The sequence below is a fragment of the Moritella marina ATCC 15381 genome, assembly GCF_008931805.1.
Taxonomy (GTDB): domain Bacteria; phylum Pseudomonadota; class Gammaproteobacteria; order Enterobacterales; family Moritellaceae; genus Moritella; species Moritella marina.
In genome coordinates this window covers 3,325,816-3,349,019 of the sequence record NZ_CP044399.1, presented here as the reverse complement: position 1 = coordinate 3,349,019, position 23,204 = coordinate 3,325,816, and the positions used below count along the sequence as shown (strand labels likewise).

The 23,204-nt window shown below is 41.8% G+C and carries 26 protein-coding genes; 22 read left to right on the top strand and 4 right to left on the bottom strand.

The features are described from left to right. Positions 1-108: 108 nt before the first annotated feature. The 3 genes from FR932_RS15005 to FR932_RS14995 all read left to right on the top strand — a co-directional run bounded on the left by FR932_RS15005 (position 109) and on the right by FR932_RS14995 (position 2,669). Complete coding sequence (locus FR932_RS15005) at positions 109-912, top strand: transporter substrate-binding domain-containing protein (protein ID WP_019441721.1); 804 nt, start codon at positions 109-111, stop codon at positions 910-912. Positions 913-1,006: 94 nt separating this feature from the next. Continuing rightward, positions 1,007-1,357 (top strand): RidA family protein, encoded by a 351-nt coding sequence (locus tag FR932_RS15000; RefSeq protein WP_019441720.1) that lies wholly within the window; start codon positions 1,007-1,009, stop codon positions 1,355-1,357. 421 nt (positions 1,358-1,778) lie between these two features. After that, positions 1,779-2,669 carry a prenyltransferase gene (locus FR932_RS14995; RefSeq protein WP_019441719.1) on the top strand — a complete coding sequence of 297 codons (891 nt, stop codon included), beginning with the start codon at positions 1,779-1,781 and terminating at the stop codon, positions 2,667-2,669. Positions 2,670-2,835: 166 nt separating this feature from the next. Here the strand turns inward: FR932_RS14995 and FR932_RS14990 are convergent, their stop codons facing one another. Beyond that, positions 2,836-3,261, bottom strand: coding sequence for a tetratricopeptide repeat protein (locus tag FR932_RS14990; RefSeq protein ID WP_019441718.1), 426 nt, complete (start codon positions 3,259-3,261; stop codon positions 2,836-2,838). Between the two features lie 159 nt (positions 3,262-3,420). Between FR932_RS14990 and FR932_RS14985 the strand changes: the two genes are divergently transcribed. The 17 genes from FR932_RS14985 to FR932_RS14905 all read left to right on the top strand — a co-directional run bounded on the left by FR932_RS14985 (position 3,421) and on the right by FR932_RS14905 (position 16,087). Beyond that, entirely contained in the window at positions 3,421-4,815 is a 1,395-nt protein-coding gene (locus tag FR932_RS14985; protein WP_019441717.1) for a PhoH family protein, read from the top strand. 170 nt (positions 4,816-4,985) lie between these two features. After that, a complete protein-coding gene (locus FR932_RS14980) occupies positions 4,986-5,243 on the top strand; it encodes a hypothetical protein (RefSeq protein WP_019441716.1) in 258 nt (85 codons plus the stop codon). Between the two features lie 264 nt (positions 5,244-5,507). Further along, positions 5,508-6,116, top strand: a complete 609-nt coding sequence (locus tag FR932_RS14975; protein WP_019441715.1) for a PepSY-associated TM helix domain-containing protein — start codon at positions 5,508-5,510, stop codon at positions 6,114-6,116. A gap of 9 nt (positions 6,117-6,125) precedes the next feature. Continuing rightward, positions 6,126-6,671 carry a DUF2271 domain-containing protein gene (locus FR932_RS14970; RefSeq protein ID WP_019441714.1) on the top strand — a complete coding sequence of 182 codons (546 nt, stop codon included), beginning with the start codon at positions 6,126-6,128 and terminating at the stop codon, positions 6,669-6,671. A 16-nt stretch (positions 6,672-6,687) separates the two neighbouring features. Beyond that, the gene (locus FR932_RS14965) at positions 6,688-7,524 is read left to right on the top strand and encodes a DUF4198 domain-containing protein (protein WP_019441713.1); all 837 of its coding nucleotides are present in this window, start codon (positions 6,688-6,690) and stop codon (positions 7,522-7,524) included. 125 nt (positions 7,525-7,649) lie between these two features. Continuing rightward, the gene (locus tag FR932_RS14960; protein ID WP_019441712.1) at positions 7,650-7,979 is read left to right on the top strand and encodes a hypothetical protein; all 330 of its coding nucleotides are present in this window, start codon (positions 7,650-7,652) and stop codon (positions 7,977-7,979) included. After that, a complete protein-coding gene (locus FR932_RS14955) occupies positions 7,976-8,563 on the top strand; it encodes a DUF6162 family protein (RefSeq protein WP_019441711.1) in 588 nt (195 codons plus the stop codon). Before FR932_RS14960 ends, FR932_RS14955 begins: the two co-directional genes overlap by 4 nt. Positions 8,564-8,626: 63 nt before the next feature. Next, positions 8,627-9,607, top strand: coding sequence for a metal ABC transporter solute-binding protein, Zn/Mn family (locus FR932_RS14950; RefSeq protein WP_240532410.1), 981 nt, complete (start codon positions 8,627-8,629; stop codon positions 9,605-9,607). 2 nt (positions 9,608-9,609) lie between these two features. Then, on the top strand, positions 9,610-10,350 hold the full coding sequence (locus FR932_RS14945) for a metal ABC transporter ATP-binding protein (protein WP_019441709.1): 741 nt from the start codon (positions 9,610-9,612) through the stop codon (positions 10,348-10,350). Further along, the gene (locus FR932_RS14940) at positions 10,350-11,225 is read left to right on the top strand and encodes a metal ABC transporter permease (protein ID WP_017223454.1); all 876 of its coding nucleotides are present in this window, start codon (positions 10,350-10,352) and stop codon (positions 11,223-11,225) included. The genes FR932_RS14945 and FR932_RS14940 overlap by 1 nt, the downstream gene beginning before the upstream one ends. A 6-nt stretch (positions 11,226-11,231) precedes the next feature. Then, positions 11,232-12,119, top strand: a complete 888-nt coding sequence (locus tag FR932_RS14935; RefSeq protein ID WP_019441708.1) for a metal ABC transporter substrate-binding protein — start codon at positions 11,232-11,234, stop codon at positions 12,117-12,119. Between the two features lie 208 nt (positions 12,120-12,327). After that, a complete protein-coding gene (locus FR932_RS14930; RefSeq protein WP_019441707.1) occupies positions 12,328-13,104 on the top strand; it encodes an ETEC_3214 domain-containing protein in 777 nt (258 codons plus the stop codon). A gap of 155 nt (positions 13,105-13,259) precedes the next feature. Next, positions 13,260-13,526, top strand: a complete 267-nt coding sequence (locus tag FR932_RS14925) for a YihD family protein (RefSeq protein ID WP_019441706.1) — start codon at positions 13,260-13,262, stop codon at positions 13,524-13,526. 311 nt (positions 13,527-13,837) lie between these two features. Further along, positions 13,838-14,140, top strand: a complete 303-nt coding sequence (locus tag FR932_RS14920; RefSeq protein WP_240532409.1) for a c-type cytochrome — start codon at positions 13,838-13,840, stop codon at positions 14,138-14,140. Positions 14,141-14,153: 13 nt separating this feature from the next. After that, complete coding sequence (locus FR932_RS14915) at positions 14,154-15,377, top strand: sulfite oxidase (RefSeq protein WP_019441704.1); 1,224 nt, start codon at positions 14,154-14,156, stop codon at positions 15,375-15,377. Then, a complete protein-coding gene (locus FR932_RS14910; RefSeq protein ID WP_019441703.1) occupies positions 15,374-15,742 on the top strand; it encodes a hypothetical protein in 369 nt (122 codons plus the stop codon). The genes FR932_RS14915 and FR932_RS14910 overlap by 4 nt, the downstream gene beginning before the upstream one ends. A 15-nt stretch (positions 15,743-15,757) precedes the next feature. Next, positions 15,758-16,087: a c-type cytochrome gene (locus tag FR932_RS14905; RefSeq protein ID WP_019441702.1), complete on the top strand. Its 330-nt coding sequence runs from the start codon at positions 15,758-15,760 to the stop codon at positions 16,085-16,087. A 133-nt stretch (positions 16,088-16,220) separates the two neighbouring features. Here the strand turns inward: FR932_RS14905 and thiQ are convergent, their stop codons facing one another. Genes thiQ through thiB form a run of 3 tightly spaced genes read right to left on the bottom strand, consistent with a single transcriptional unit; the run spans position 16,221 to position 19,645 of the window. After that, on the bottom strand, positions 16,221-17,021 hold the full coding sequence (thiQ, locus tag FR932_RS14900; RefSeq protein WP_019441701.1) for a thiamine ABC transporter ATP-binding protein: 801 nt from the start codon (positions 17,019-17,021) through the stop codon (positions 16,221-16,223). After that, the gene (thiP, locus tag FR932_RS14895; protein WP_019441700.1) at positions 17,014-18,618 is read right to left on the bottom strand and encodes a thiamine/thiamine pyrophosphate ABC transporter permease; all 1,605 of its coding nucleotides are present in this window, start codon (positions 18,616-18,618) and stop codon (positions 17,014-17,016) included. The genes thiQ and thiP overlap by 8 nt, the downstream gene beginning before the upstream one ends. Positions 18,619-18,631: 13 nt before the next feature. Beyond that, positions 18,632-19,645 carry a thiamine ABC transporter substrate binding subunit gene (gene thiB / locus FR932_RS14890; protein ID WP_019441699.1) on the bottom strand — a complete coding sequence of 338 codons (1,014 nt, stop codon included), beginning with the start codon at positions 19,643-19,645 and terminating at the stop codon, positions 18,632-18,634. Positions 19,646-20,108: 463 nt separating this feature from the next. Here thiB and urtA point away from each other — a divergent pair, with 463 nt between their 5' ends. Further along, complete coding sequence (gene urtA / locus FR932_RS14885; RefSeq protein WP_019441698.1) at positions 20,109-21,410, top strand: urea ABC transporter substrate-binding protein; 1,302 nt, start codon at positions 20,109-20,111, stop codon at positions 21,408-21,410. 84 nt (positions 21,411-21,494) lie between these two features. Then, the gene (gene urtB, locus FR932_RS14880) at positions 21,495-23,204 is read left to right on the top strand and encodes an urea ABC transporter permease subunit UrtB (RefSeq protein ID WP_026340984.1); all 1,710 of its coding nucleotides are present in this window, start codon (positions 21,495-21,497) and stop codon (positions 23,202-23,204) included.

Genomic DNA, 23,204 nt, shown 5'->3' with positions numbered 1-23,204 from the left:
CGTGGCGTTATTGGCATTACAGATGAATAATTATGGTTTTTACTAGATAGCTAGGGATTTATAGTCTTAACTTATATTGGATGATCGCAACATGAGGGAAGCAATACGATGACAAAAGCAAGCTGTATAATCACGCTATTATGTTCATTCAGTTTAGCCAGTATTAGTTTATCTGCCCATGCGGGGATCGATAAAATACGCCTTACAACCGAAGAACGTACTTACTTGACCAGTCGCGCGCCGATCAAACTCTGTATCGACCCGAACTGGATGCCTTATGAAGCGTGGGACCCAAAACTTGGTTATGTTGGTATTGCAGCGGATTATGTCGCGGTGTTTTCTCAGATGTTAGATGTCGAGTTTGAAGTCAGAGAAACAGATACTTGGCAGCAAAGTTTAGATGTCACCCGCAGCGGTGGCTGTGATGTATTATCCTTCCTTAATCAAACCCCGAGACGTTCACAATGGCTTTTATTTACAACACCTTATGTTGAAGCTGAGGCGGCATTAGCAACCTTGAAAAACATGCATGGGATCCGTAACTTAAAATCATTACGTGGTAAAACCGTCGCTGTTGTTGAAGGTTATGTCTATGAAGAATATCTCCGTAGCAACTATCCAAGAGTGATTGTTAGTCGAGTTGATAGCACGGATGAGGCGCTGCAAAAAACCGCGAACGGTGAAATTGTCGCGACCATCGAATCATTATTTGTATTACGTTACAAAATTGCCAAACTCGGATTGAAGAATTTAACGGTATCGGGGCGGACTAAATATGTTAATCGCTATCGTTTTGGGGTTCGTAAAGACCAAGCGATGTTACGAAAAATTTTAGATAAAGCGATAATGCAAATTGAGCCGAAAGTAGAAAATAAAATTTTACGAAAATGGAGTTTAGAGCATAACTATTGATTTTAAGCTAAAATTTATCCGTTATCCAAGGTAAACTAGCCGATTAACCCACAAGCTGGGTATTCATCTTGATATTTAACGAAGAGAATTTAGCATGATAGAACGTATGGAAACTAAACCAAGAATGAGCCGTATTGTAAAGCACAATGGCACTATCTACTTATGTGGCCAAGTATGCGCAGATGCAACGTATGGTATTAAAGAGCAAACTGAAACCATGCTAGCAAAAGTAACTGAATTATTAGAACAAGCTGGCAGTGACAAAAAACATATGTTGTCAGCGACGATTTATATTAAAGAAATGACGGATTTTGCTGAAATGAATGCTGTGTGGGATGCTTGGGTTCCCGCTGGTTATGCACCTGCACGTGCATGCGTACAAGCAAGTATGGCGCGTGAAGCGTTATTAGTTGAAATCTCAGTCGTTGCTGCAGAGATCGTATAAGCGATATATTCAGATTTTAAAACACTGCAACGCTGTAAAGAGCAATGCCGTAAAGATCAAGGGCAAAACCAGAAGTAGAACAAAGTAAGAGTAGCGCAACAGATATGGATTTAAGTGAACAGATAACTTAGATTATATTAATTGCTCTACTCTACTATTACCTATCCTTATCCACTCTACAGCTATCTTTCCCAATCCTTTATCATCTACGCTTTATCTTATTAACATTATGTTTTATTTATTACATTTGTTTAAATATCATTTTACTTGCCATTATTTTATCAATATCTCACTTCACAGTTTATTGTTTTAACGTAACTGAAATTGAAATCCGGGACAACTTTAGATTCAGATCAAATGTAGCTTGTATAAATCACGCTAGCATAACCCTAAATAAGTATTTATTTGAGGCGGGTTCGCTATGTTAACGTTTAGGTTTAAAACAATATTACGATCGATAAATTTATCGTATTTTTTACTCACCCTTGTTTGTGTTTTTCTTGGTTTTAGCGCAGTAGTTGCAAACCATGATGATGTGAATGGCTATGTATTAATTGCAGCCTGCATCGCGGCATTTGTCGGTCATTTCAGTATTTGTACATTCCATGAGTATTCAGATCTAAAGCATTGCTGGGCATTTAAAGCCAACCGTAAGCAACATCGGGGTTACCCACGAGCGCGAGATCAAGTTAACTCAGCATTCCTGGTCGGGGTTATTGCCTTGGTTGTGAGCTTGTTGTGCGGTTTATTTTTGGTCATACAATTTGGTTTAGGTATCTTGCCAGTGGGTATTGTCGGTTTAATGTTGTTACTGAGTTACAGTAGTATTATTAAAAAACACCCGATTTATTCGTTATTAGCCCCAGGGTTTGGTTTTGCATTATTAATTATATTAGGCACCGAATTCGTGTTGGTCGGCCAATATACGCAGCTGGTTTGGGTGATTGCGTTGATCCCATTTTTCTTAGTGAACAACTTATGGTTACTGAATAACTATGGGGACATTAAAGAGCCTGAAGATGAAGATAGGGCACAAGATTTTCCAATGGCGTATGGTATAAAAGTCAGTAATTATGTCTATGCTGTCTTCGCTACATTGGCGATAGCGCTGATTATTGGTTACGTTGTAATTGGTTATTTACCGGTCTTGAGTTTGCTTGCATTAGTACCTATGCCATTAGCATTTTATGCGCTTTATGGTGGTATCAAATTTGGTCAGGATATTGCGCAGCAACCTCAGTTTTTACGTTCAAATTTGATTGCGACTGTGGTAACACCGGCGTTATTGGGATTAACGCTGATTTTAGATTAGTGTTTATCTGTTGTGTAACACGCCCTATATCACTGTATTTAATAAAAATAAAGAATACCCCGCTAAGTCTGTTTATGTGGGGTATTCTTTAGCGATTAATGACCTTTTAGCGACTGATTTTCACGTTATTCGTTATGAAGATCGCGCATCATTGCGTCTGGTATTATTAAGCTTGGGCGAATGCTAAATATTTAGCATCGTCGTCACCGAATATTTCAGCACCTTCTGCTTCAAACGCCTTTGTTAGCTGTTCTTTAGCTGGTTCCATATTGCCTAGTTCAAAATGTGCTTGACCTAAACGCAGGTGTAAATAAGGATTTACGGCACCTTCAGGGCATAGCATGGCAAAGCCAGCCGATTCTTCTAATGAATCCCAGTCACCAAGCATAAAATGTGCGTCACCTAGTGCTGTTAGGATCCAGGTTGAAACATTCCAATGGATCTTAGGTTCAGGAACAAGATCATAAGCTTCCATAAAGGTCTCGATTGCTGTGTCGTATTGCTCAGACTCGAGTTGCTCTTCACCTTTCTCACAAATGATTTCGATTTTCTTAAATAGTTTAGGGTCAAGTGCTGTCTTAGTTGCTGTCATCTTATTTCCGTAATAAAAGCCTGATAGGGTCATCAGAGATATGTATTGTGTAAGTATATCGTATTGCGCCACAGATATTATAAAAAAATGGCTAAAAATGAAATCAACGAGCTCAACGACTAAACTTGAAGAGTTAGTCGAACTTAATGAGGTGTTTCTATGGAAAGTACCAACAGTAAAGTTTTCATTCTCGATACCAATGTTTTGTTGCACGCGCCCCTATCTATCTTCACCTTTCAAGAACACGATGTCATGATCCCGATGACGGTGTTAGAAGAACTCGATAACATTAAAGATCGAGGAAGAGATGTAAGTCGTGATGCGCGTGTGGCTATTCGTGCACTAGAAGATATTTTTTCCAATGCCAGTCCTGAAGAGATAAGCCAAGGTGTACCACTACAAAAAGTCGAAAGTAAAAATAAGTTGGGTAAGATCTCTATTTTTGCCGATCATAGCGTGATGAAGCAAGATGCTTTTTTTACTGATAACGAACCTGATAATCGTATTATTAACGCGGCGTTGTTTTTACAAAGCCAGTCACAGCGTGAAATTGTGTTGGTAACGAAAGATATCAATATGCGCCTGAAAGCCAAAGGTGCAGGATTAAGGTACGTTGAAGATTATCGCTCTGATCAATTGATCGAAGATATTAAGTTTTTGGCCACTGGGTTTCATAAATTCAGCGGTGATTTCTGGCAAGAAATTAGCGAGTGTCGCAGTGAAAGCATGAAAAGTGAAACCATGGGCTCAAAGACCATTCATACGGTGGAAACTGAACAGCTAAAAGACAGCTTTATTAATCAATACTTAATTGATGAAACCGATCACTTTGCTGCGCGTGTCGTCGGTAATGACCAAGGCGATATCAGCTTTGTGGATTTAGGCCGTGAACGCTTAATGTCACAAAAAGCCTGGGGTATACATCCGAAAAATATTTATCAAGGTATGGCAATGGAAGCGCTGCTTAATCCGCACATAGATTTGGTGATCTTAACAGGACCAGCGGGGAGTGGTAAAACCATTTTAGCGATGGCCGCAGCGCTAGAGCAAGTGATTGAGCGGAAGATGTTCGATAAGATCATTGTCACGCGTAACACCCCTGAAATCGCCGAGAGTATTGGTTTCTTACCGGGTACAGAGGAAGAAAAAATGCTGCCTTGGTTAGCGGCTATCACCGATACCTTGGAGGTATTACATAAACACGATGAGTGCAAAGATGGCTCGGTGGAATACATCAAAGAAAAAGCCAATTTACAGTTTAAATCGGTTAACTTTATGCGTGGTCGTTCAATCCAAAATGCTTTTGTGTTGTTGGATGAGTGTCAGAATCTCACCGCGGCGCAATTGAAAACGATTATTACGCGCTGTGGTGAAGGTACTAAGATTGTCTGTTCGGGTAATCTATCGCAAATTGATAGCAGTTATTTAACCGCGGTGACTTCGGGCTTAACCTATGTGGTGGAGCGTTTTAAAAACTTTGATGGTAGTGCCAATGTGTTCTTAAAAGGTGTGCAGCGTAGTCGCCTTGCGTCTTTTGCGGAACATAATATGTAATACATCAGCTTAATTTTCTCTTAGTTTCTCTTTCTATCGTTTATTAATGAATAAAGTGTCTCGCATAGCAGGTGTTAATCGTCTGCTATGCCTTTATCTGTAAAATATTGACGTAAATATATTGCTTTACACTAATATAGTATTTATATGCGTTATTCATGGAAACTATTATGCGAATTACAATACTCACCCCTTTGTTATTACTTAGCATGACAGCCTGCAGTTCGACACAACAGGAACCTGTCGGAGGTGGTCGTGATGCACATGGTTGCTTACCTGCCGCGGGTTATCAGTGGTGTGATCGCACGCAAACCTGCGAACGATCATGGGAGCTTGCTGATGCGGCTAACATTGAGCATAGCGCTGCTGAGATTAAAGCGTATTGCGAAATAATCGATAGTGACTTACTTAGCGATGACGATCAATGAATAACAAGATGAGTGAAGAAAAAACTTAATTACTGATAAGATCCCGCTATTGGCATTGCATTAACGTAAATAATGTAAATTCAATGCCAATGAAAACGATTATCAATTACATTGCTTACACTTTAATCCCATAAACAAAGCAGTGTTATTACGATCATGTCTTCTTTTAGTCAAACTCTTCCCCAGACTCCTAATAAAACACTGACAAGATCGAAAAACCAAACAGCGACAGCAAAAAACAAAACTTTTCTAAAGAATAAACAAGTGCAAGTATGGGCGCGTCGTCTGCATATCTATATTTCGATGGCGTTATTGCTGGTGGTATTGTTTTTCTCGATCACGGGGATCACTCTGAATCGCCCAAGCCTGTTTGTTGCTAGCCAACCTGATATTGAAGAAACGATTCTGAGCTTACCGCAAGCCTTATTCAATGATGCCCATGGCGCTGTTGCTGTCAATAAATCCGGTATTGTTAGTTATCTTACCGAACACGCTAATCTTTCTGGTCAACCTTCTGCATTAGATGTTTTTACTGAAATTGAAGATGGTGAATTAATCGAAGGCGAGATCGCCATGGATTACAAAGGTCCTGGTTATAACGTCGCAGTATTTATTGATATGACGACGACTGAAGCTGTTATTGAAAAGACCCATTACGGTGTTATTGCTGTATTAAATGATTTGCATAAAGGCCGTAATAGCGGCGATGTATGGAAATTTTTTATTGATATTACCGCGCTGTTGATGGTGTTTTTTGTCTTAACTGGCGTGTGCTTATTAGTGCCTAAAAAGAAAACCTTCGCAACCTCATTAAAATGGACCTTGTTTGGTTCGCTCGTTACTTTGGCTATTTTTGTCGTGGCCGTTCCTTAAGGATCTTGTATGACTTTGTTATTTAAACGTCTTGGCTTATGCATCGCACTATCTATTGCATTATTAAGCAGCCTGTTCATTCCGACTTTTTCGGCAAGTGCAGCGCCAATCCCTGCGACTGCTGAACTAGCGGTTGAGTTTAGCCTGCCTAAGATAGATTCATCTATGTATGCCCGTCCTTATGTGGCTGTATGGATCGAGAACTCAAAGCGTAAATCAGTGCGTACTGTTGAGCTGTGGGTGGGTAAAGATGAATGGCTAAAGGATTTACGTAGCTGGTGGCGCAAAGTCGGTCGCTATGACCGTGCATTAGTTGACGGCGTTACATCTGCAACACGTCCTGCTGGTGATTACCGTTTCACTTGGGATGGTTTAGATAACGACGGTAACCGCGTTGAAGCGGGCAAGTATACATTTTACGTTGAAGTAGTGCGTGAACACGGCGGCCGTAATTTCATCCGTCAAAAAATGACGTTAGGTGATAAGCCATTTAGTCACACCATTGCACCGACCGAAGAAACCGGCGATATCCGTATTAACTACCTAATTAAATAATATAGCGAGAAAGATAATGTCTACAAAAAGCAAATTAAAAGTATTAGGTTTAGCCTGTACGGTTATCGCAGGACTAGCTGCTACAACAACGGCTAATGCACACCCACGTTGGGTATTACCATCGCATTTCACCGTATCAAAAGAAGGTGGTGATTGGTTAACGTTTGACGTAACTGCATCACACGGTACGTTCGTATTTGATAAGCCTGCCGGCAGTGAATTTGCACAAGTGATCATGCCTGATGGCCGTAAAGAACGTCCTAACTTTGTGATCCGCGGTAAACGTCGTTCTATCTTTGACTTCTATTTTGAAGAAGAAGGCACGCATAAAGTTGCTATCAACAACGTACCGTCTTACTACACGGCTTATAAAGCAGGTCGTCGTGACACTGTTAAGCGTGTGAAAGCTAACAAAGCTGAACGTGCAAACTTGATCCCAGAAAAAGCACGCGATGTGAGCACGCAATTGAGCTACACCCGTGCAGAAAGCTATGTAACGGTTGGCATGCCAACTGAAAAAGCATTAGAAATTGAAGGTAAATACCTAGAAATGCGCCCACTAACTCATCCGTCAGATATTGTTGAAGGTGAAGAGGTTAGTTTCCAGTTCTTCTTTAATGGCGAATCACAAGCGGGGGTCACTGCTGATATTACTCGTGAAGGTACGTTATACCGTAACCACCAAGAGCAAATTGACGTAGTAAGTGACAAAGACGGTAAGGTGACATTTACGCCGGAAGTAGCAGGCCGTTACTTGATGAAAGCCAACTACAAAGGTGAATTGAAAAACGATCCGATGGCTGACAAAGCAAGCGTTAATGTGCACTTCACCTTCGAAGCTTTATTACAGTAATTTTCACTACTGTGAGTTAGTTACTTTTAGCCTGTAATCAGATGAGATTTGATTACAGGCTTTTTTGCTCTATTTATTTATCGACTTATCTATTTTGTATGAGTCTATTTCGTATTGAGGTTTTCATGACAAAAATGGCAATCAAACCGACGCTGCTAGCGCTTTCATTAATCACGGGGTTATTTTCGGGTACCGCCAGTGCGCATTTCCCATTAATGAATTGCTGGTTCGAGTCTGACAAAGTCGCTTGCGAAGCGGGCTACAGTGATGCGAGTACGGCAGTGGATTACGCTGTAAATATGTATGACTACGATGATAACTTAATTGCCAAAGGCGTGACGGATAAGCGTTCAATTGCTGAATTTAGTAAACCAGATACCGATTTTTATTTGGTATTTGATGCCGGTCATGAAAATCCAGTTGAAGTGGATGTTGTAGAGATTAGCGAAAAATGATCAGTCAATCAGTTCATCCAGATGATGGTGGCCGTGAAGGTAAGTGGGTGGCGTTAATCATCGTCGTCATTCTTGCAACAGCAACACTTCTGTTACCTTACCATCAAACCGCCTCGAGCGAAAAACAGCTCGCGAGTCATCAAATATCAATTAAAGATTTGCCCACTGTGGAACTGGCCATGATCGGTGAATTACGTTTAGCCCATGAAGAGATCCGTAACATTCATCAAGACAACCTTGAGTTTGAAGGCGTCGATATTTGGCCGGAGATGGCGGCGCTAGATGAGTTGTGGTTAGCGCCCTTTATCATCGATAAAAGCTGGGAACGTAAAGGTAAACATGCGTGGCGTAAAGTTGCTCCTGCGCTATATCAAGGTGTTCCAGCGTTAACAACGGGGAGTGTTGCGGTGATCTTGAATAGCCAAGCTGCACGACCGGATGTGTGGTTAGCATTAGATATGCCGACTCCTGAACCATTGGTTGCAAACAAACTTAATGCCGCCGAGCTTATCAGCGCAGGTTGGAAGCAAGTGGTCTTTGCTGCTGATGTTGAAGCAGCGCACACTGATAACGACAGTCACTAAGATGTGACAACGTCGATAATGAGAATAATCAAAATGAAAATCAGCATGGTAAAAACAAGCATAATGAAAAATAGTAGTCTCAAAAACCTACTCACAGTCGTTGCCACGAGCGCGGTATTATTGATGAGCGGGACATTACAAGCCGCTGAAAAGTTAACAATTGGTATTACCCTACAGCCTTATTACAGCTACGTGAAAGCCGTGGTTGGTGATAAAGCCAATGTATTGCCGTTAGTTGATGAAGGCTTTAATCCGCACAACTACCAGCCACAACCGAATGATTTACGCCGTTTGAAACAAATGGATGTGATCGTGGTGAACGCAATTGGTCATGATGACTTTGCTTTAAAAGTAATTAAAGCAGCAAACCGTGATGATTTAATCGTTATTAAAGCCAATAAAGACGTGCCGTTATTACCTGCGATTGGTCAATCGGTTGGTGAAGGCGCAGTAAACCCACACACGTTTGTGGGTTTATCAACGACGATCCAAAAGGTTTATACCATCGCCACAGAGTTATCGAAGATTGATCCTGATAACGCCCGTACTTACCGTAAAAATGCGCGTAAATATGCGACTGAATTCCGTAAAATGAAGCGCCAAGCCATGTTAACGCTGGGTGATTTAGATACTTCGGGCATGCTGGTGGCGACAACGCATAATGCCTACGGTTATATCTTGCAAGAATTTGGTGTCGATGTTGCTGCGGTCATTGAACCTGCACACGGTGTTGAGCCAAGCGCAAGTCAGTTACAAGAAACGATTGAAAAGATCCGCGCATCGAAGATTGATGTGTTGTTTTATGAATTAAATATGCCAAGCCGTTATGTGGAAACGATTGAAGCAGCGACGGGCGTGCAACTTTACCGTTTCTCGCACATGACGCATGGTGCGTATGAAGAGAATAAAGTGGCCGTTGAAATGAAAAGTAATCTTGATACGTTAGTCGAAGCAATGAAGTTTGCAGCGAAACGTTCACTAGCAGATACAGCTGTAACGAACACTGCTACTCATACCGCAACTAATATCAAGCAAGGAAGTTAATCGTGGGACCTGCTATTCGTTTACAAAATGTCGGTTTGAAATACGGTGACAATGTCATCTTAGAGAATATCTCTCATTACTTAGCAGCTGGCCAGTGCCATGTGATCATGGGGCCTAATGGCGGTGGTAAAACATCATTATTACGCTCTATTTTAGGCTTAACGCCTTTCACGGGCAATATTGATATTCAATGGCCTGAGCATAAAGGCAATATCGGTTATGTGCCGCAAAAGGCCACGTTTGAGTCGAGCTTACCGTTTACTGTGATGGATTTTATTCTGTTAAATCAGAGTCGTAATCCGTTGTTTTGGCGTAAGCGTAAAAAAGAACAAGATCATGCGTTGGTGCAATTAGATCGCGTCGGCATGGCGAATCGTACCGACCGCCGTATGGGGCAGTTATCTGGTGGTGAGCAGCAACGTGTGTTATTCGCGCAATCATTATTGGATAACCCTGACTTATTAGTACTGGATGAACCGACAACGGGGATGGATGAACAAGGTGTGCGTTATCTTGAGTCGCTGATCCATGAATTAGTCTGCGAAAATAAAACCATCTTAGCCGTGCATCATGATGTCAGTGCAGTGCGTCGTTTAGATGGTCAAGTACATGTGGTAAATCGTCAACTCGTTGATTCAGGCCCTGTGTCTGAGGTATTACGTGCAGATAAGATCGAGCGTCTATTCAATCATTACACTGGTGGTAATGCCGCTGAGATCAATTCAGTCCAAGGAGTTAAATAATGGATACTATCCGTCATTGGGCACAATTGGGTGTAGATGCAGGTTGGTTGAGTGAGAGTTTCTCTTATTCGTTTATGGTGAATGCGGTTGTAGCTGCTATTTTACTTGGTCCGTTACTTGGCGGTCTTGGCACTTTGGTGATTGCTAAACGTTTAGCCTTCTTTTCTGAAGCGGTTGGTCACGCGGCATTAACGGGTATTGCTTTAGGTGTATTGCTGGGTGAGCCCGCAGAAAACCCGATCATTGGTTTATTCAGTTTCTGCATGATCTTCGCGTTATTACTGCACTTTGTGCGAAACCGTACTAATGTACCTTACGATACCTTGGTCGGTGTGTTCCTTGCGTTTGCATTAGCGGTCGGTGCGGCGTTACTCATGTACGTGGCGCGTAAGATTAATATCCACATGTTAGAGAATGTGCTGTTTGGGTCGATCTTAACGATCACCGACTATGACTTGCTGATCTTGGCTGTTACCTGTGGCGTGATTTTACTGGTCTTAATACCGACCTTTAACCGTATTTTGTTAACTTGCATCAGCCCTGATATTGCCAAAGTTCGTGGTTACGCGACCAATTTTTATGATTACTTATTTGTCATGATGATCACGCTAGTAACTATTGCGTCGGTGAAAATTGTCGGTGCGGTGTTAGTAGGGGCCTTGCTACTGATCCCTGGTGCAACAGCCCGCCTGTTAACCAAGAACATGGGTAGCTTTGTGCTAATGTCGGCGTTATTAGCGACGATAAGTTGTTTGATTGGTACTATTTTGCCAATGGAATTAAAACTGCCAATCCCTTCTGGCGCGGCGATCATTATTGTATCGACGAGCTTCTTCTTAACGGCAACCTGCTATCGCATTGTGCGTAAAGGATAATTAATTATGACTTCTCCATTATTATTAAGCGTTAGTGCGGCTGTACTGCTATTAACATCAACATTGGGCTTTAGCCCAAAGGTCAGTGCAGCAGACATTCTTACCGCGACGCCAGTGACGTATATGTTAGCGACGGAATTAACCAAAGGCACGGATATTACTACGCAGTATTTACCACCAAAACGTTACGGCATATCGCGTTTGCCTAACTGGTTTAGTTCGAAAGGCGCAACGCTAACAGAGAAAGCGGCGATTGATGCGCAAGTGGCGATTACCTTAGGTGCTGTTTGGCCACAAGATCCGTTATTTGTGCATGCGCGTAAAGGTAACATTCGTATGATTGAAGTGGATGCATCTCAAGCCATTTCACCAAGAGCACAAGGCGTTGCAGCGCTGCGTTTAGACGACGGAACTATTTCACCTTACACTTGGTTAAACCCAACTAACTTAACCCGTATGACGGCGATTGTCAGTCAAGATCTACAACAAATATGGCCACAGCAAGCCGGGATTATTGCCAGCAATCAACAAGCTTTGATGATGTCGGTACGCCATTTGATTAACCAACAGCAAGCAATGTTGTTAGACAATGAAATTGATTCTGTGGTGCTGTTATCAACAGAGCTTGAAGACTTTGCCTCGGGCAATCAGTTGTTTGTCGTTGAGCGTTTAACCAAACCTGAATTGGAATGGACGGCGGAAGATAAGCAGGAATTGGTTGAGCTATTAACTGAAGACGATAGCTTATGGGTGCTGACCTCGAAAAGAGCCAGTAAACAACTTATAGCATTAGTGCCTAATCCTTCGCGTATTCTAACGATTGATAGTATCGATCGTTGGGGTCGTGGCATTAAAGCGGATAAACCATTACAACGCTGGCAGTTAGCGCTTTAATTAACCTTATGAGTAAGAGCTTCTATCTAATTACGGCCTCATAAAACGTAATTAGATGGCCTACTTCTCTCCGTGAAAAATATATCTTGTATAGCTCCAATTGAGTATATATATTACAAGCCAATGAGGTAGAACTGTGTTTCAGAATCAGTAACAAAGATATCACTGAATATTTTGCACTCGAGCTTTAACGGAATAAGGAATAAACATGCAGGACGAAACGACTCAAAATGTGCAAAGAAATACGGACGAAGAATACGATATTTTAGGTATGTTGAAGCAAAAAACACCAAACTCACTTGTATCAATTGTGGTACTAATTATTGGTATAAGTCAGTTTAACGATGCTATCGATATGGGGGGAAAGGGTTGGGATCTATTTATGTCTAACTTCTCCGATAACCCTTCCAATGACCGACTTTCTAAAGTATACGTCAGAGCATCGAGTGAAGTACTCGACGAGACATTTGGATCACCTGTATATAAGAAAAGTTCTGAAGGTGACACGGAAGTAAAATACTACAAAGATGGTAAGTTCATTCTTTCCGCAATCATTTCTAATGGCACGGTAGATGCCTTTTTGGTTTTTCCTCAACCAGAGTTTGGAGCAAACACGCAAGAGCATGCCGGCGGTGAAAATTATTTAAACGCTAATTTTTCAGACTTAACGATGCCAATGAACGCAATGTCCAATGTTGCTCGTACTGGTAATTATTATCTGGAAGAAGCCGAAGGTGGACATTATGAGATGCTTTATAGTTCTATTGGCGGACATAGTGAATATCTTGCACCGCTTTCAAATAGCCAATTACAGCACCTAGCCGAGTTTAATGATCAGCTCATGATGGACGAAGATGTCACTGAGTCAATTACGGTATTACGTGCACACATGAAGCCTAATTTTTATGGATATAGCACGGTTGATATTACAGCGTTAGAGCCTGCTATTTTGACTCGCTTAGAATATGAGTTATTAACAAAATAAGCCATACCGTCATGTATGTCATTTTTCATTCGCGTTATGTAGGTATAAGCGTAAAGATTATAAAGGGAACTGACCAAGAGTAACGCCAAGTTGGTTTTGTTTAACTTATGCCTAGTAGTAGGTATAATATCCATAGTTTAAATAAGGATAATAATATGAAATATCACCGCTTAAATGAAATAATCGAACTATTACAACCAGAATGGCAGAAAGAACCTGATACTAATCTGCTGCAGTTACTGAGTACCTTGGCTGATGAGATGAGATTTGCAGGTGAGTTAGCTGATTTGAGTGATGATGCGCTTATCTATCATTTAAAAATGCGTAATAGTGCGAAAGACGAAATGATCCCTGGTTTAGCCAAAGATCACGAAGATGATTTTAAAACAGCACTGCTTAAAGCCCGTGGTTTTGTGTCTTAATAACCGCTGATTTATTCATTTTAAATGAGTGAACAAGTTAATTTATCAATGGTTATTTTTTTAGTTCGTCTTGAGACTATAACCATTATTCTCACCTTTGTTTGATGTACATCAATTCTAGCCATTCCCCCTCAAGATTATCATCGGTTAATTTATACCAATTAAGTTAATAAAAATTAATTAAGTAAATAAAAACTACTGTCTATATTTCAATTTCTTACGCTAATTATTTGGTTTCTGGTTCGCTACTATATTGCGGCTAAAAATAGTGCTTGTTAGACTCATTTTTTTGAAATCTAATAATGGCTAAAATGATTAATAAGCGAATTTCTCGATATGTTTTAACTGGGTTATATCTGTCTATTATGTCATTTTCGGCAACGGCAGCAGATGACGACAAACTAAAAAATATGTGCATGGCATGCCACGGTGATAATGGTGTTAATCCTTATCAATCCATCCCTGATTTACGCGGTCAGAGCTTAATCTACCTCAGAAATCAGATGGCAGCCTTTAAAAATGGCGAACGCCAAGATATCACCATGAGTAAGGTTGCACAGTTACTTTCTTATGATGACATTAACAGACTCACTAAATATTTCAGCGAACAGTAAGGTTTAATAAGCAATGAAACGTAGAGATTTTATTAAAGGCACATTTGCTGTCGGTGCTAGCGCTATGTTACCGATTAATTGGGTATTTGCTGGCAACTTACCAAAAGGCCTGTCACCACTGGAAGTAGATTCGCTTAAGTGGAGCTCGGTGACTGATTTACCTGATTACTACAAGGTGTTAAATAGCACACCATTAAATGCTTATGTCGCTGATCACATGCTCGACCCATCAATTACTCCTGCTAATGTTCCTTTTGTACGTTGGAATGGTTTATTACCGGACTTTAAAGCAATCGACCCTAAGATCTGGGAGTTTACTGTTGATGGTGAGTCTTGTGAAAATCCAAAAACATACACAATTGCAGATTTAAAAAGTAAATTTAAACACCATACTTATGCATTAACACTGGAGTGTGGTGGTAACAGCCGTAAGAACTTTTATCCGTCAGCAAAAGGTAATCAGTGGACTGACTCTGCTGTTTATTGTTCTGAATGGACTGGCGTGTTAGTCAGTGATGTTTTAAAAGATTGTGGCATTAAAGATGATGCGGTTTATACCGGACATCACAGTATTGATCGCCATTTAAGTGGTAAAGGGGATGCTATTTCTCGTGGTGTACCAATTCAATATGCACTGGAAGATAACGCTTTGATCGCATGGTCGATGAATGGGGAAGAGATCCCGTATTTACACGGTTATCCTTTGCGTATCGTCTTTGGTGGTCGTCCTGCCTCTATCTCATCAAAAGCGGCAACGGGTATTAGTATTCGTAATGTTGAACACGATGGTAAGAAAATGGAATCACCTGCTTATCGTGTACCGAAATACCCGGTTGCACCAGGTGAAAAAGTACCGTTAGATGATTTTGAAGTCATTGAGCACATGATCGTTAAATCATTAATCACCCACCCACAAACTGGCAGTGAATTTAAATTAGGTCAGAAAACGGCTGTACGTGGTCATGCGTGGGCGGGTCCACTTGCAGTGGTGAAGATGGAGGTGAGTTATGATTATGGCTCGACTTGGCATGTTGCAGACTTGAAAAAACAGCCGAACCAAATGGCATGGCAAGATTGGTCTATCGAACTTGATTTACCACAGCATGGCTATTATGAAATATGGTCAAAAGCGACCGACAGCGAAGGTAAGACGCAACCAGTTGTGCAGCCACAATGGAATCCAAAAGGTTACATGTTTAATGGTTGTCATCGTATTGCGGTTCGGGTGCAAAAATGAATAAACTCCGCTATTTAATATTAGTATTTTTGCTAGGCGTGAGTACAACGGCTGCAGCAAAAGTTGAAAGTTACTTAGTCGATGAAAAATCTGGTCTGATCATGGCACCAGGCTGGGAAGTGGTTAATAAGCAATGTAACGCCTGCCACACTAGCTTAATTATCACCCAAAACAAGGGTAATAAAGCAGAATGGCGTGAAACCATTCAATGGATGATTGATAGCCAAGGTTTGTGGGATTTAAGTGATACTTGGGAGCCGGTATTAGATTATTTATCGACTTATTATAACCAGCAAGAAATTGACTTAACGACGTTCAGACGATTACCGTTAGCGGTTGAGTATCAACCACCGGCGGCAAAATAGAGTGAGTACTAAATTATGATTAAAAAAATAGCATTCACAGCTGCTTTGGTGTTTGGTTCGGCAACCGCGATGGCATCTGATGCTGATATTATTAAGCCAAATCTGGTTAATGGTCAACAGCTTTCTCAGCGTTGTCTAGCGTGTCACAACGAGAGTCGTTTAGAAGAGTTTAACTACTTCCCGTATCTGGAAGGGCAGAAGTATAAATACATTGTTCGCCAATTAAATAACTTTAAATTGGGATTGCGTAAAAGTCCATTTATGGAAGGTGAAGTAGCGTATTTAAGCCGCCAAGATATGGTTGATGTGGCGTATTTCTTTAGTGTTCAGCCAAAGAAACAGTAATCACAGTTAACAAGACTCACATGCAGCGAGTCTATACATTGCGTATAGGCTCGTTTCATTCGACTATTATCAACAATTAACAATTAACAATTAACAATCTACAATCCGCTATTTACGTATCCTTCCTCATAATCTATGACTTTCCCAAATAACGTTTCAACATTTCTGGCGCATCTTGATCCACTAATATGGCCGCGGGTGCATGCAGCGCGACCTGACCATCTTCTATAAAAGCAATATTGTCGGCGATCTGCAAGGCATCATCTGGGTTATGGGTGACCATTAACACGGTAATATCATGCTCCTTATTTAGCTTGGCGATCAAACGTAACATCTCTTGACGTAATGCGGGATCCAATGCACTGAAAGGTTCATCAAGCAATAACAGAGGTTGTTTACGGGCTAGGCAGCGGGCGATACCAACGCGCTGGCGCTGACCACCACTCAAATCACCAGGTAGGCGGTTGAGTAATTCGGTTATTTCTACTTGTTGCGCGGCTTTCTCAAGTGTGGCTTGTTGGTTTACGTCCAGTTTCATACTCGGTGCCAAACCTATGGCAATATTCTGCTTTACGGTTAAATGGTTAAACAGGTTATGTTCTTGAAACAAGGTAGTAATAGGTCGCTGCGCAGGGGCTTTTGCTAGTATAGATGCTTGTTGAAAGCTGATATCGCCCGATAACGGTTGATTAAAACCTGCGATAAGGTTGAGTAGGGTGGATTTACCTGAGCCACTTGCGCCGAGGATCGCCAAGGTTTCGCCACGATTAACGACGAGATCAAATTGCATCTGCATCTGTTCATAAGCAAAGGTAATCTTGTTTACTTGTAATAACTCACTGCCTCCCTGCACTGAAAAATTGTCATTACAGCTTGGCGTCGCATTGGTATTATTCTGAGGGCTCGCTTTATCTCGCTGTGTTGCATTAGGCATTTTTGCCTCCAATAATACGTTCGAACAAATAGAAAATAACACCGCAAAGCGTTAATAAGAAAATAGCGGTAACCGCTGCAGCATCAAGTTGATAACTGCCTAACTGACGATAGAGTACCAAGGGTAAGGTTTGCATATCTTGGCTGCCAAACAATGCAATGACACTTAAATCCCCCAGAGATAATACACAGGCTAGCCCGAGTCCCATCGCGATGGGTTTACGCAATAATGGCCATTCGATAATCCGCAGTCGTTGCAGGCGTGATAGACCTAAACTAACCGCAAGCTTGTCGTAGCTAGCAAAGCTGTCTTGGATAGGTTGGTTCAATACACGCAGTAAATAAGGCAATGCCATTAACGCATTGACCAGAATAACCAGCCAAGCCGCAATACTAAATACATCGACATAAGGCCGTAACAGTAAGAACAAACCAGTGCCGAGTACGAGTGCTGGTACCACTAAAATAATCGCGCCAATATTTTCGATACCATAGGCCAGTGTCATGAATTTAAAACGCACTTTTAATATTCTGGTCGAGAATAAGATGGCGCAGGCGAGTAATAAACTTAATAAACCAGAGCTCAGGGCTATTTGTAATGAGATGCCTGTGGCTTGCCATAACATTGGCTGACTAAGCACGTTAAGGGTATTGCTGTTAATACCGCTGCTTAGGATCGCCAGCATTGGCGGCGCTAATAAACAACTCGCGAGCATAAAGCTAAGGCCATCTGCGATTTTACTACTGAGGTTATGACTGTCGGGACGGCGGAAGTAATTCCCCGATGGCGCGGACATAGGTTGTGAATTTAAAAATACCGCGCTAAACAGCATTAAGGCGACAGTGATTGCGACTTGAATAATAGCTAACGCCACGGCTTGCTCGATATCAAATTCAAACTTCAGGGCTTGATAGATAGCCACTTCAAGCGTTGCATAATCAGGGCCTCCGCCGAGTGACATGACAATCGCGAAACTGGTAAAGCACAGCATAAAAATAAGGCTGATTAATGAGGGTAATTGCTGCTTTATCTTCGGCCATTCTAAGGTGATGAAGATGTGTCGTGATTGCATATTTAACTGACTCGCCAAGCGCCAAGATTCACTGGGAATAGAGTCGAGGGTTTGCAGTAAAATACGCGTGGCTAACGGCACATTGAAAAATAAATGCGCCAGTAGAATACCGGTTAAGCCATAAATATAATGGCCAGTATCGATATTAAATAACGCCAGTAGTTGATTAACCCAGCCATTTTTACCGTGTACGGCGACAATACCAAAGATGGCAATGATGATGGGCAGTACTAACGATAAGTTAAACAGCTTGATGATTAATTGTTTACCAACAAACTCTCGGCGTGAGAAAGCCCGTGCCAGTGGGATCGCTAAACCAATACTCAAGCCCGTAGATAAAGCGGCTTGGTAAAAACTAAAGCTAATGACGTGTTGGGTGTAAGAGTCAGCAAGCACACTGCTAAAGTCTAACTCGGCTTGTGAAAAATTAAGTAGGGCAGTAAAACTACCGCCTACCAGAAGTAAAATGATGCTGATGGCGAGCAAGGCGCTACACCACCAGTATTTATGCGAATTCGCGATCATATCAAGCTGCTAATTACTGAGTAACAGCGTTACGCCATTCCTTCACCCAAGATTTACGCGATTGTGCTACTTCTTCAGGCGTGAACTCGATAGTTTTCGCAGGGCTAATTAGTTGCTCGAATTCGCTTGGCAGTGCGGCTGCTTGTTTTGCTGGTAACATCCAGTTGCCTGTTGCGATCACGTCTTGGAACGCTGGGCTAAGCACAAATGCCATAAATTGATCGGCTAACTCCGGATTTGCCGCATCTTTCAAACGAGCCACAACTTCTGTTTGCTGGTAATGACCTTCAGTGAATTCAACCGCTTTATATTTAAATTCGCTTTCTGCAATCATGTGGTAAGCCGGTGACGTGGTATAGCTTAATACCATATCCGCTTCGCCTTTTAAGAACATACCGTAAGCTTGGCTCCAGCCTTTAGTAATGGTCACGGTTTTGTCTGCAATCTGTTGCCATGCTTGTGGTGCTTGATCGCCATAAACCGCTTTAACCCATAACATAAAGCCTAGGCCTGGTGTGCTGGTGCGTGGATCTTGATAGATGATGCTCAGATCTTTACGTTCGATCAGTTCCGCTAAACTCTTTGGTGGATTAGCGAGTTTTTCACTGTCGTAGATAAAGGCAAAGTGACCGTAATCAAATGGAATGAAGTATTTGTTAGTCCAAGCGTTTGGCAGTGATAATTTGCTAGTATCTTGTTGGTGTGGTGCTAGCAGGTTGGTTTTTACCGCTTCAGCCATCAAGTTGTTGTCTAAACCGAGTAGAACGTCAGCCTTGGTGTATTTACCTTCAAGTTTCACACGGTTAAGAATACTTACACCGTCTTCTAGCGCCACTAAATTCAGCGTGCAATTACAATCCGCTTCAAATGCAGTTTTTACTTTTGGACCAGGGCCCCAATCAGATGCAAATGAATCGTAGGTATAGACATTCAATACTGGTTTGTCAGCGGCGTTAGCTACTGATACTGAAAGCGAAGGTAATAGTAGGGCAGTGCAAAGTGCTAGTTTTTTGATCGTGTGCTTCACGTGTTCTCCTAGAATGTGAAGCATAGAACTTATGACTCGGTAATGCGTACTTATCTGCGTCTTAACTCTTAACGCTGATATGAACCAGTCTGTCGAATCTCATTCCTATGCCAGCATTATCTGGTTCAAGTAATTACGGGTGTTATCTCAGCCACAGTGACTCTTAAATGCAAAGCCTGGTAGCACCCCGATGAGTGAGCGCCTATTGTATTTTTATTTGTTTCAAAGTGCCAGTGACAATAATGAGATTGAGTGATATTTAATTATCCCTTTAGTGGTGCACCAGTATTTTAAGTTGCACCAATAATTGTCAACACTTTACTGATTATTATATTACCCAACTTCAAAGTCAGCTTTAAGTTTTTGTTTTATAATTATTTTTATATTATCCACTTCCTTTCTATGATTAATTGGCATAACTGTTGCCTCTTAAGGGATAGGTTCATAATAAGGAAGTTAAATCATGTTCACAGTTAACAAAGCTAAGTTTTCTCACCTTGCAGCAACCGTTGCACTCACATTGGGTGTGGCTTCATTTAATGCTGTTGCAGCAGAAGACAGTATTAAAGTCGGTGTATTACATTCATTGTCGGGCACGATGGCAATCAGTGAAACCACATTGAAAGACACTATTTTAATGATGATTGAGGAGCAAAATAAACAAGGCGGTATTTTAGGTAAACAGCTTGAGGCTGTCGTTGTTGATCCAGCATCAAATTGGCCACTGTTTGCTGAAAAAGCCCGTGAGCTAATTGAAAAAGAAAAGGTTGATGTGGTATTTGGTGGTTGGACATCGGTATCGCGTAAATCGATGTTACCTGTGTTTGAAGAGCTTGATAGCTTGTTATTTTACCCTGTGCAGTACGAAGGGGAAGAGTCCTCTAAAAACGTTTTTTATACTGGCGCAGCGCCAAACCAACAAGCTATTCCTGCGGTTGATTACTTGATGAATGACATGGATGTAAAACGCTGGGTATTAGCGGGTACGGATTACGTTTATCCACGTACGACGAATAAGATCTTAGCTGCCTACCTTAAATCTAAAGGTGTTGCTGACAGTGACATCATGGTGAATTACACCCCATTTGGCCATTCCGATTGGCAATCTATTGTGTCAGACATTAAGAAATTTGGCGCCAAAGGCAAGAAAACCACTGTTGTCTCTACCATTAATGGCGATGCCAATGTGCCCTTTTATAAAGAGTTAGCATCACAAGGTGTCTCTGCTGAAGATATTCCAGTGGTGGCATTCTCGGTGGGTGAAGAAGAACTATCGGGCATGGATACCTCCGCGTTAGTGGGTCATTTAGCGGCATGGAATTATTTCATGAGTGTTGAGACGCAAGCCAATGACGAATTTATTGAAACATGGCAGAAGTTCACCAAAGATGAAGATCGTGTCACCAATGATCCGATGGAAGCCAGCTATATCGGTTTCAAAATGTGGGCTAAAGCAGTTGAGAAAGCCGGTTCCACTGACGCGGGTGCAGTTCAAGATGCGATAATTGGTGTGACAGTACCTAACTTAACCGGTGGTTACGCGACGATGATGCCAAATCACCATATCACTAAGCCAGTATTGTTAGGTGAAATTCAAGATGATGGTCAGTTTGAAACCGTATGGGAAACCACAGGTGTTGTCGCTGGTGATGCTTGGTCTGACTACCTACCTAGTTCTAAACCGCTGTACTCAAGTTGGTTAGCACCCTTGTCTTGCGGTAGTTTTAATGTGACGACAGGTAAGTGCACTGGTTCGCCTAAGTAATCATTGATTGATGGTTTAACGCAGGGGGCTGATGATGGTCATTGGCTACCCTGCTGCGCGTTATTCTTATTAACAGGGAAAGTTATGAACAAATATGCCGGCATAATATCGCCATCGTCGACTTTATTCTTCACTGCATTGATATTACTACTATCAATGGGCAGTATGAATAACAGTTGGGCTGCTGTGACGATAGATTCATTTTCAGACGTCGAGAAACAGCTTACTCAGCGCAGTTTTGATAATAAAATTTCCGCGGTAAATTGGTTAAGCCAAACGGCATATCCGAATCCCTCTCAGGCAAAGCAATTATTAACGGACTTACTTTCCAGTCGCGTTTTCTATCATAAAAAACAAACAACCTTATTTTTAATTGCAGATCATGCCACTGGTCAATCAGCAATTAAACTCACGTCGATATTTACTTTGGATACAGACGCAACCTTGGTTACTGATAGGCCAAGGTTGCGTCCGCCTGAAACAGTGCTTATCGTCAAAAAACGCGATTTTAAGAAAGTATCGCTTAACAATAAATTGCGTAAAAGCATTCGCTTAGGTATCGCTAGACTCGATTTAATCTCGAGTGATGCAGGATTACGTCAGCAAGCCATACAAAACTTATTAGGTAATGTTGATCCCGCTATCCAAACGTTATTGCGTGAACGCTTAACCGTGGAAGATGTCGAGAAAAACAAAGCCTTATTAACATTAGCGTTAGCAATTGGTACGGTGGCGATATCGGAAGATAAAACTGCATTATTAGCTGCCGTTCATTTGTTAGCAGACTCGATAGAGCCGACTGCGTTTAGTGCGTTGGATAATATTGTTAATACGACAACAGACGATGATTTACGCCAGGCCGCGCAGCGTGGTCTAGACAATTACGCGCAAAGCCAACAAGTCTATGCAACCCTTGAAACCTTGTATTTTGGTTTAAGTCTTGGCTCGGTATTAGCGTTAGCAGGTCTGGGTCTTGCCATTACCTTCGGTGTGATGGGCGTGATCAACATGGCGCATGGTGAACTGATCATGTTAGGCGCTTATACCACCTATGTAATGCAGCAATTAATGCCGGACAATATTGGTTTGTCATTAGTACTCTCCATTCCCGCGGCGTTTATTGTTTCCGGTTTAGTCGGTATTGCCATTGAACGTGGGGTTATTCGTTTTCTTTATGGTCGACCATTGGAAACGTTATTGGCTACCTTTGGTATCAGTCTTATTCTACAGCAAGCAGTTCGCAGCGTATTTTCACCGTTAAACCGCTCTGTGGTCACACCGGACTGGATGAGTGGCATGTTGGAATTTAATCCCATGTTGGCACTGACTTATAACCGTCTTTATATCATTATTTTTTGCTTATTGGTGTTCTGTGCACTTATTTTTGTATTAAAGCAAACGTCACTGGGTTTACAAGTCCGTGCGGTATCGCAAAACCGTTCAATGGCGCGGGCAATGGGCGTTCGTTCTGAATGGGTCGACGCCATGACGTTTGGCCTTGGCGCAGGTGTTGCTGGTATTGCCGGCGTGGCTTTATCACAGTTAACCAATGTCGGACCCAATATGGGCCAAAGTTATATCATTGATTCGTTTATGGTCGTGGTCTTTGGTGGTGTCGGTAATCTGTGGGGAACCTTGGTTGCGGGTTTAAGTTTGGGCTTATTTAACAAATTATTAGAACCTTGGGCTGGTGCCGTGCTCGCTAAAATATTAGTGCTGGTATTCATTATTCTGTTTATTCAAAAGCGCCCACGTGGACTTTTTCCACAACGTGGTCGTGGGGCGGAGGACTAA

Coding starts and splice junctions, on each gene's coding strand:
- FR932_RS14905 (WP_019441702.1), top strand. CDS start 15,758: ATGATTAAAAAAATAGCATTCACAGCTGCTTTGGTGTTTGGTTCGGCA.
- FR932_RS14960 (WP_019441712.1), top strand. CDS start 7,650: ATGACAAAAATGGCAATCAAACCGACGCTGCTAGCGCTTTCATTAATC.
- FR932_RS14915 (WP_019441704.1), top strand. CDS start 14,154: ATGAAACGTAGAGATTTTATTAAAGGCACATTTGCTGTCGGTGCTAGC.
- FR932_RS14995 (WP_019441719.1), top strand. CDS start 1,779: ATGTTAACGTTTAGGTTTAAAACAATATTACGATCGATAAATTTATCG.
- thiQ (WP_019441701.1), bottom strand. CDS start 17,021: ATGCCTAATGCAACACAGCGAGATAAAGCGAGCCCTCAGAATAATACC.
- FR932_RS15000 (WP_019441720.1), top strand. CDS start 1,007: ATGATAGAACGTATGGAAACTAAACCAAGAATGAGCCGTATTGTAAAG.
- FR932_RS14920 (WP_240532409.1), top strand. CDS start 13,838: ATGATTAATAAGCGAATTTCTCGATATGTTTTAACTGGGTTATATCTG.
- urtB (WP_026340984.1), top strand. CDS start 21,495: ATGAACAAATATGCCGGCATAATATCGCCATCGTCGACTTTATTCTTC.
- thiP (WP_019441700.1), bottom strand. CDS start 18,618: ATGATCGCGAATTCGCATAAATACTGGTGGTGTAGCGCCTTGCTCGCC.
- FR932_RS14965 (WP_019441713.1), top strand. CDS start 6,688: ATGTCTACAAAAAGCAAATTAAAAGTATTAGGTTTAGCCTGTACGGTT.
- FR932_RS14955 (WP_019441711.1), top strand. CDS start 7,976: ATGATCAGTCAATCAGTTCATCCAGATGATGGTGGCCGTGAAGGTAAG.
- FR932_RS14910 (WP_019441703.1), top strand. CDS start 15,374: ATGAATAAACTCCGCTATTTAATATTAGTATTTTTGCTAGGCGTGAGT.
- FR932_RS14980 (WP_019441716.1), top strand. CDS start 4,986: ATGCGAATTACAATACTCACCCCTTTGTTATTACTTAGCATGACAGCC.
- FR932_RS14985 (WP_019441717.1), top strand. CDS start 3,421: ATGGAAAGTACCAACAGTAAAGTTTTCATTCTCGATACCAATGTTTTG.
- FR932_RS14930 (WP_019441707.1), top strand. CDS start 12,328: ATGCAGGACGAAACGACTCAAAATGTGCAAAGAAATACGGACGAAGAA.
- FR932_RS14950 (WP_240532410.1), top strand. CDS start 8,627: ATGAAAAATAGTAGTCTCAAAAACCTACTCACAGTCGTTGCCACGAGC.
- FR932_RS14935 (WP_019441708.1), top strand. CDS start 11,232: ATGACTTCTCCATTATTATTAAGCGTTAGTGCGGCTGTACTGCTATTA.
- FR932_RS14970 (WP_019441714.1), top strand. CDS start 6,126: ATGACTTTGTTATTTAAACGTCTTGGCTTATGCATCGCACTATCTATT.
- FR932_RS14990 (WP_019441718.1), bottom strand. CDS start 3,261: ATGACAGCAACTAAGACAGCACTTGACCCTAAACTATTTAAGAAAATC.
- FR932_RS14940 (WP_017223454.1), top strand. CDS start 10,350: ATGGATACTATCCGTCATTGGGCACAATTGGGTGTAGATGCAGGTTGG.
- FR932_RS14925 (WP_019441706.1), top strand. CDS start 13,260: ATGAAATATCACCGCTTAAATGAAATAATCGAACTATTACAACCAGAA.
- FR932_RS15005 (WP_019441721.1), top strand. CDS start 109: ATGACAAAAGCAAGCTGTATAATCACGCTATTATGTTCATTCAGTTTA.
- urtA (WP_019441698.1), top strand. CDS start 20,109: ATGTTCACAGTTAACAAAGCTAAGTTTTCTCACCTTGCAGCAACCGTT.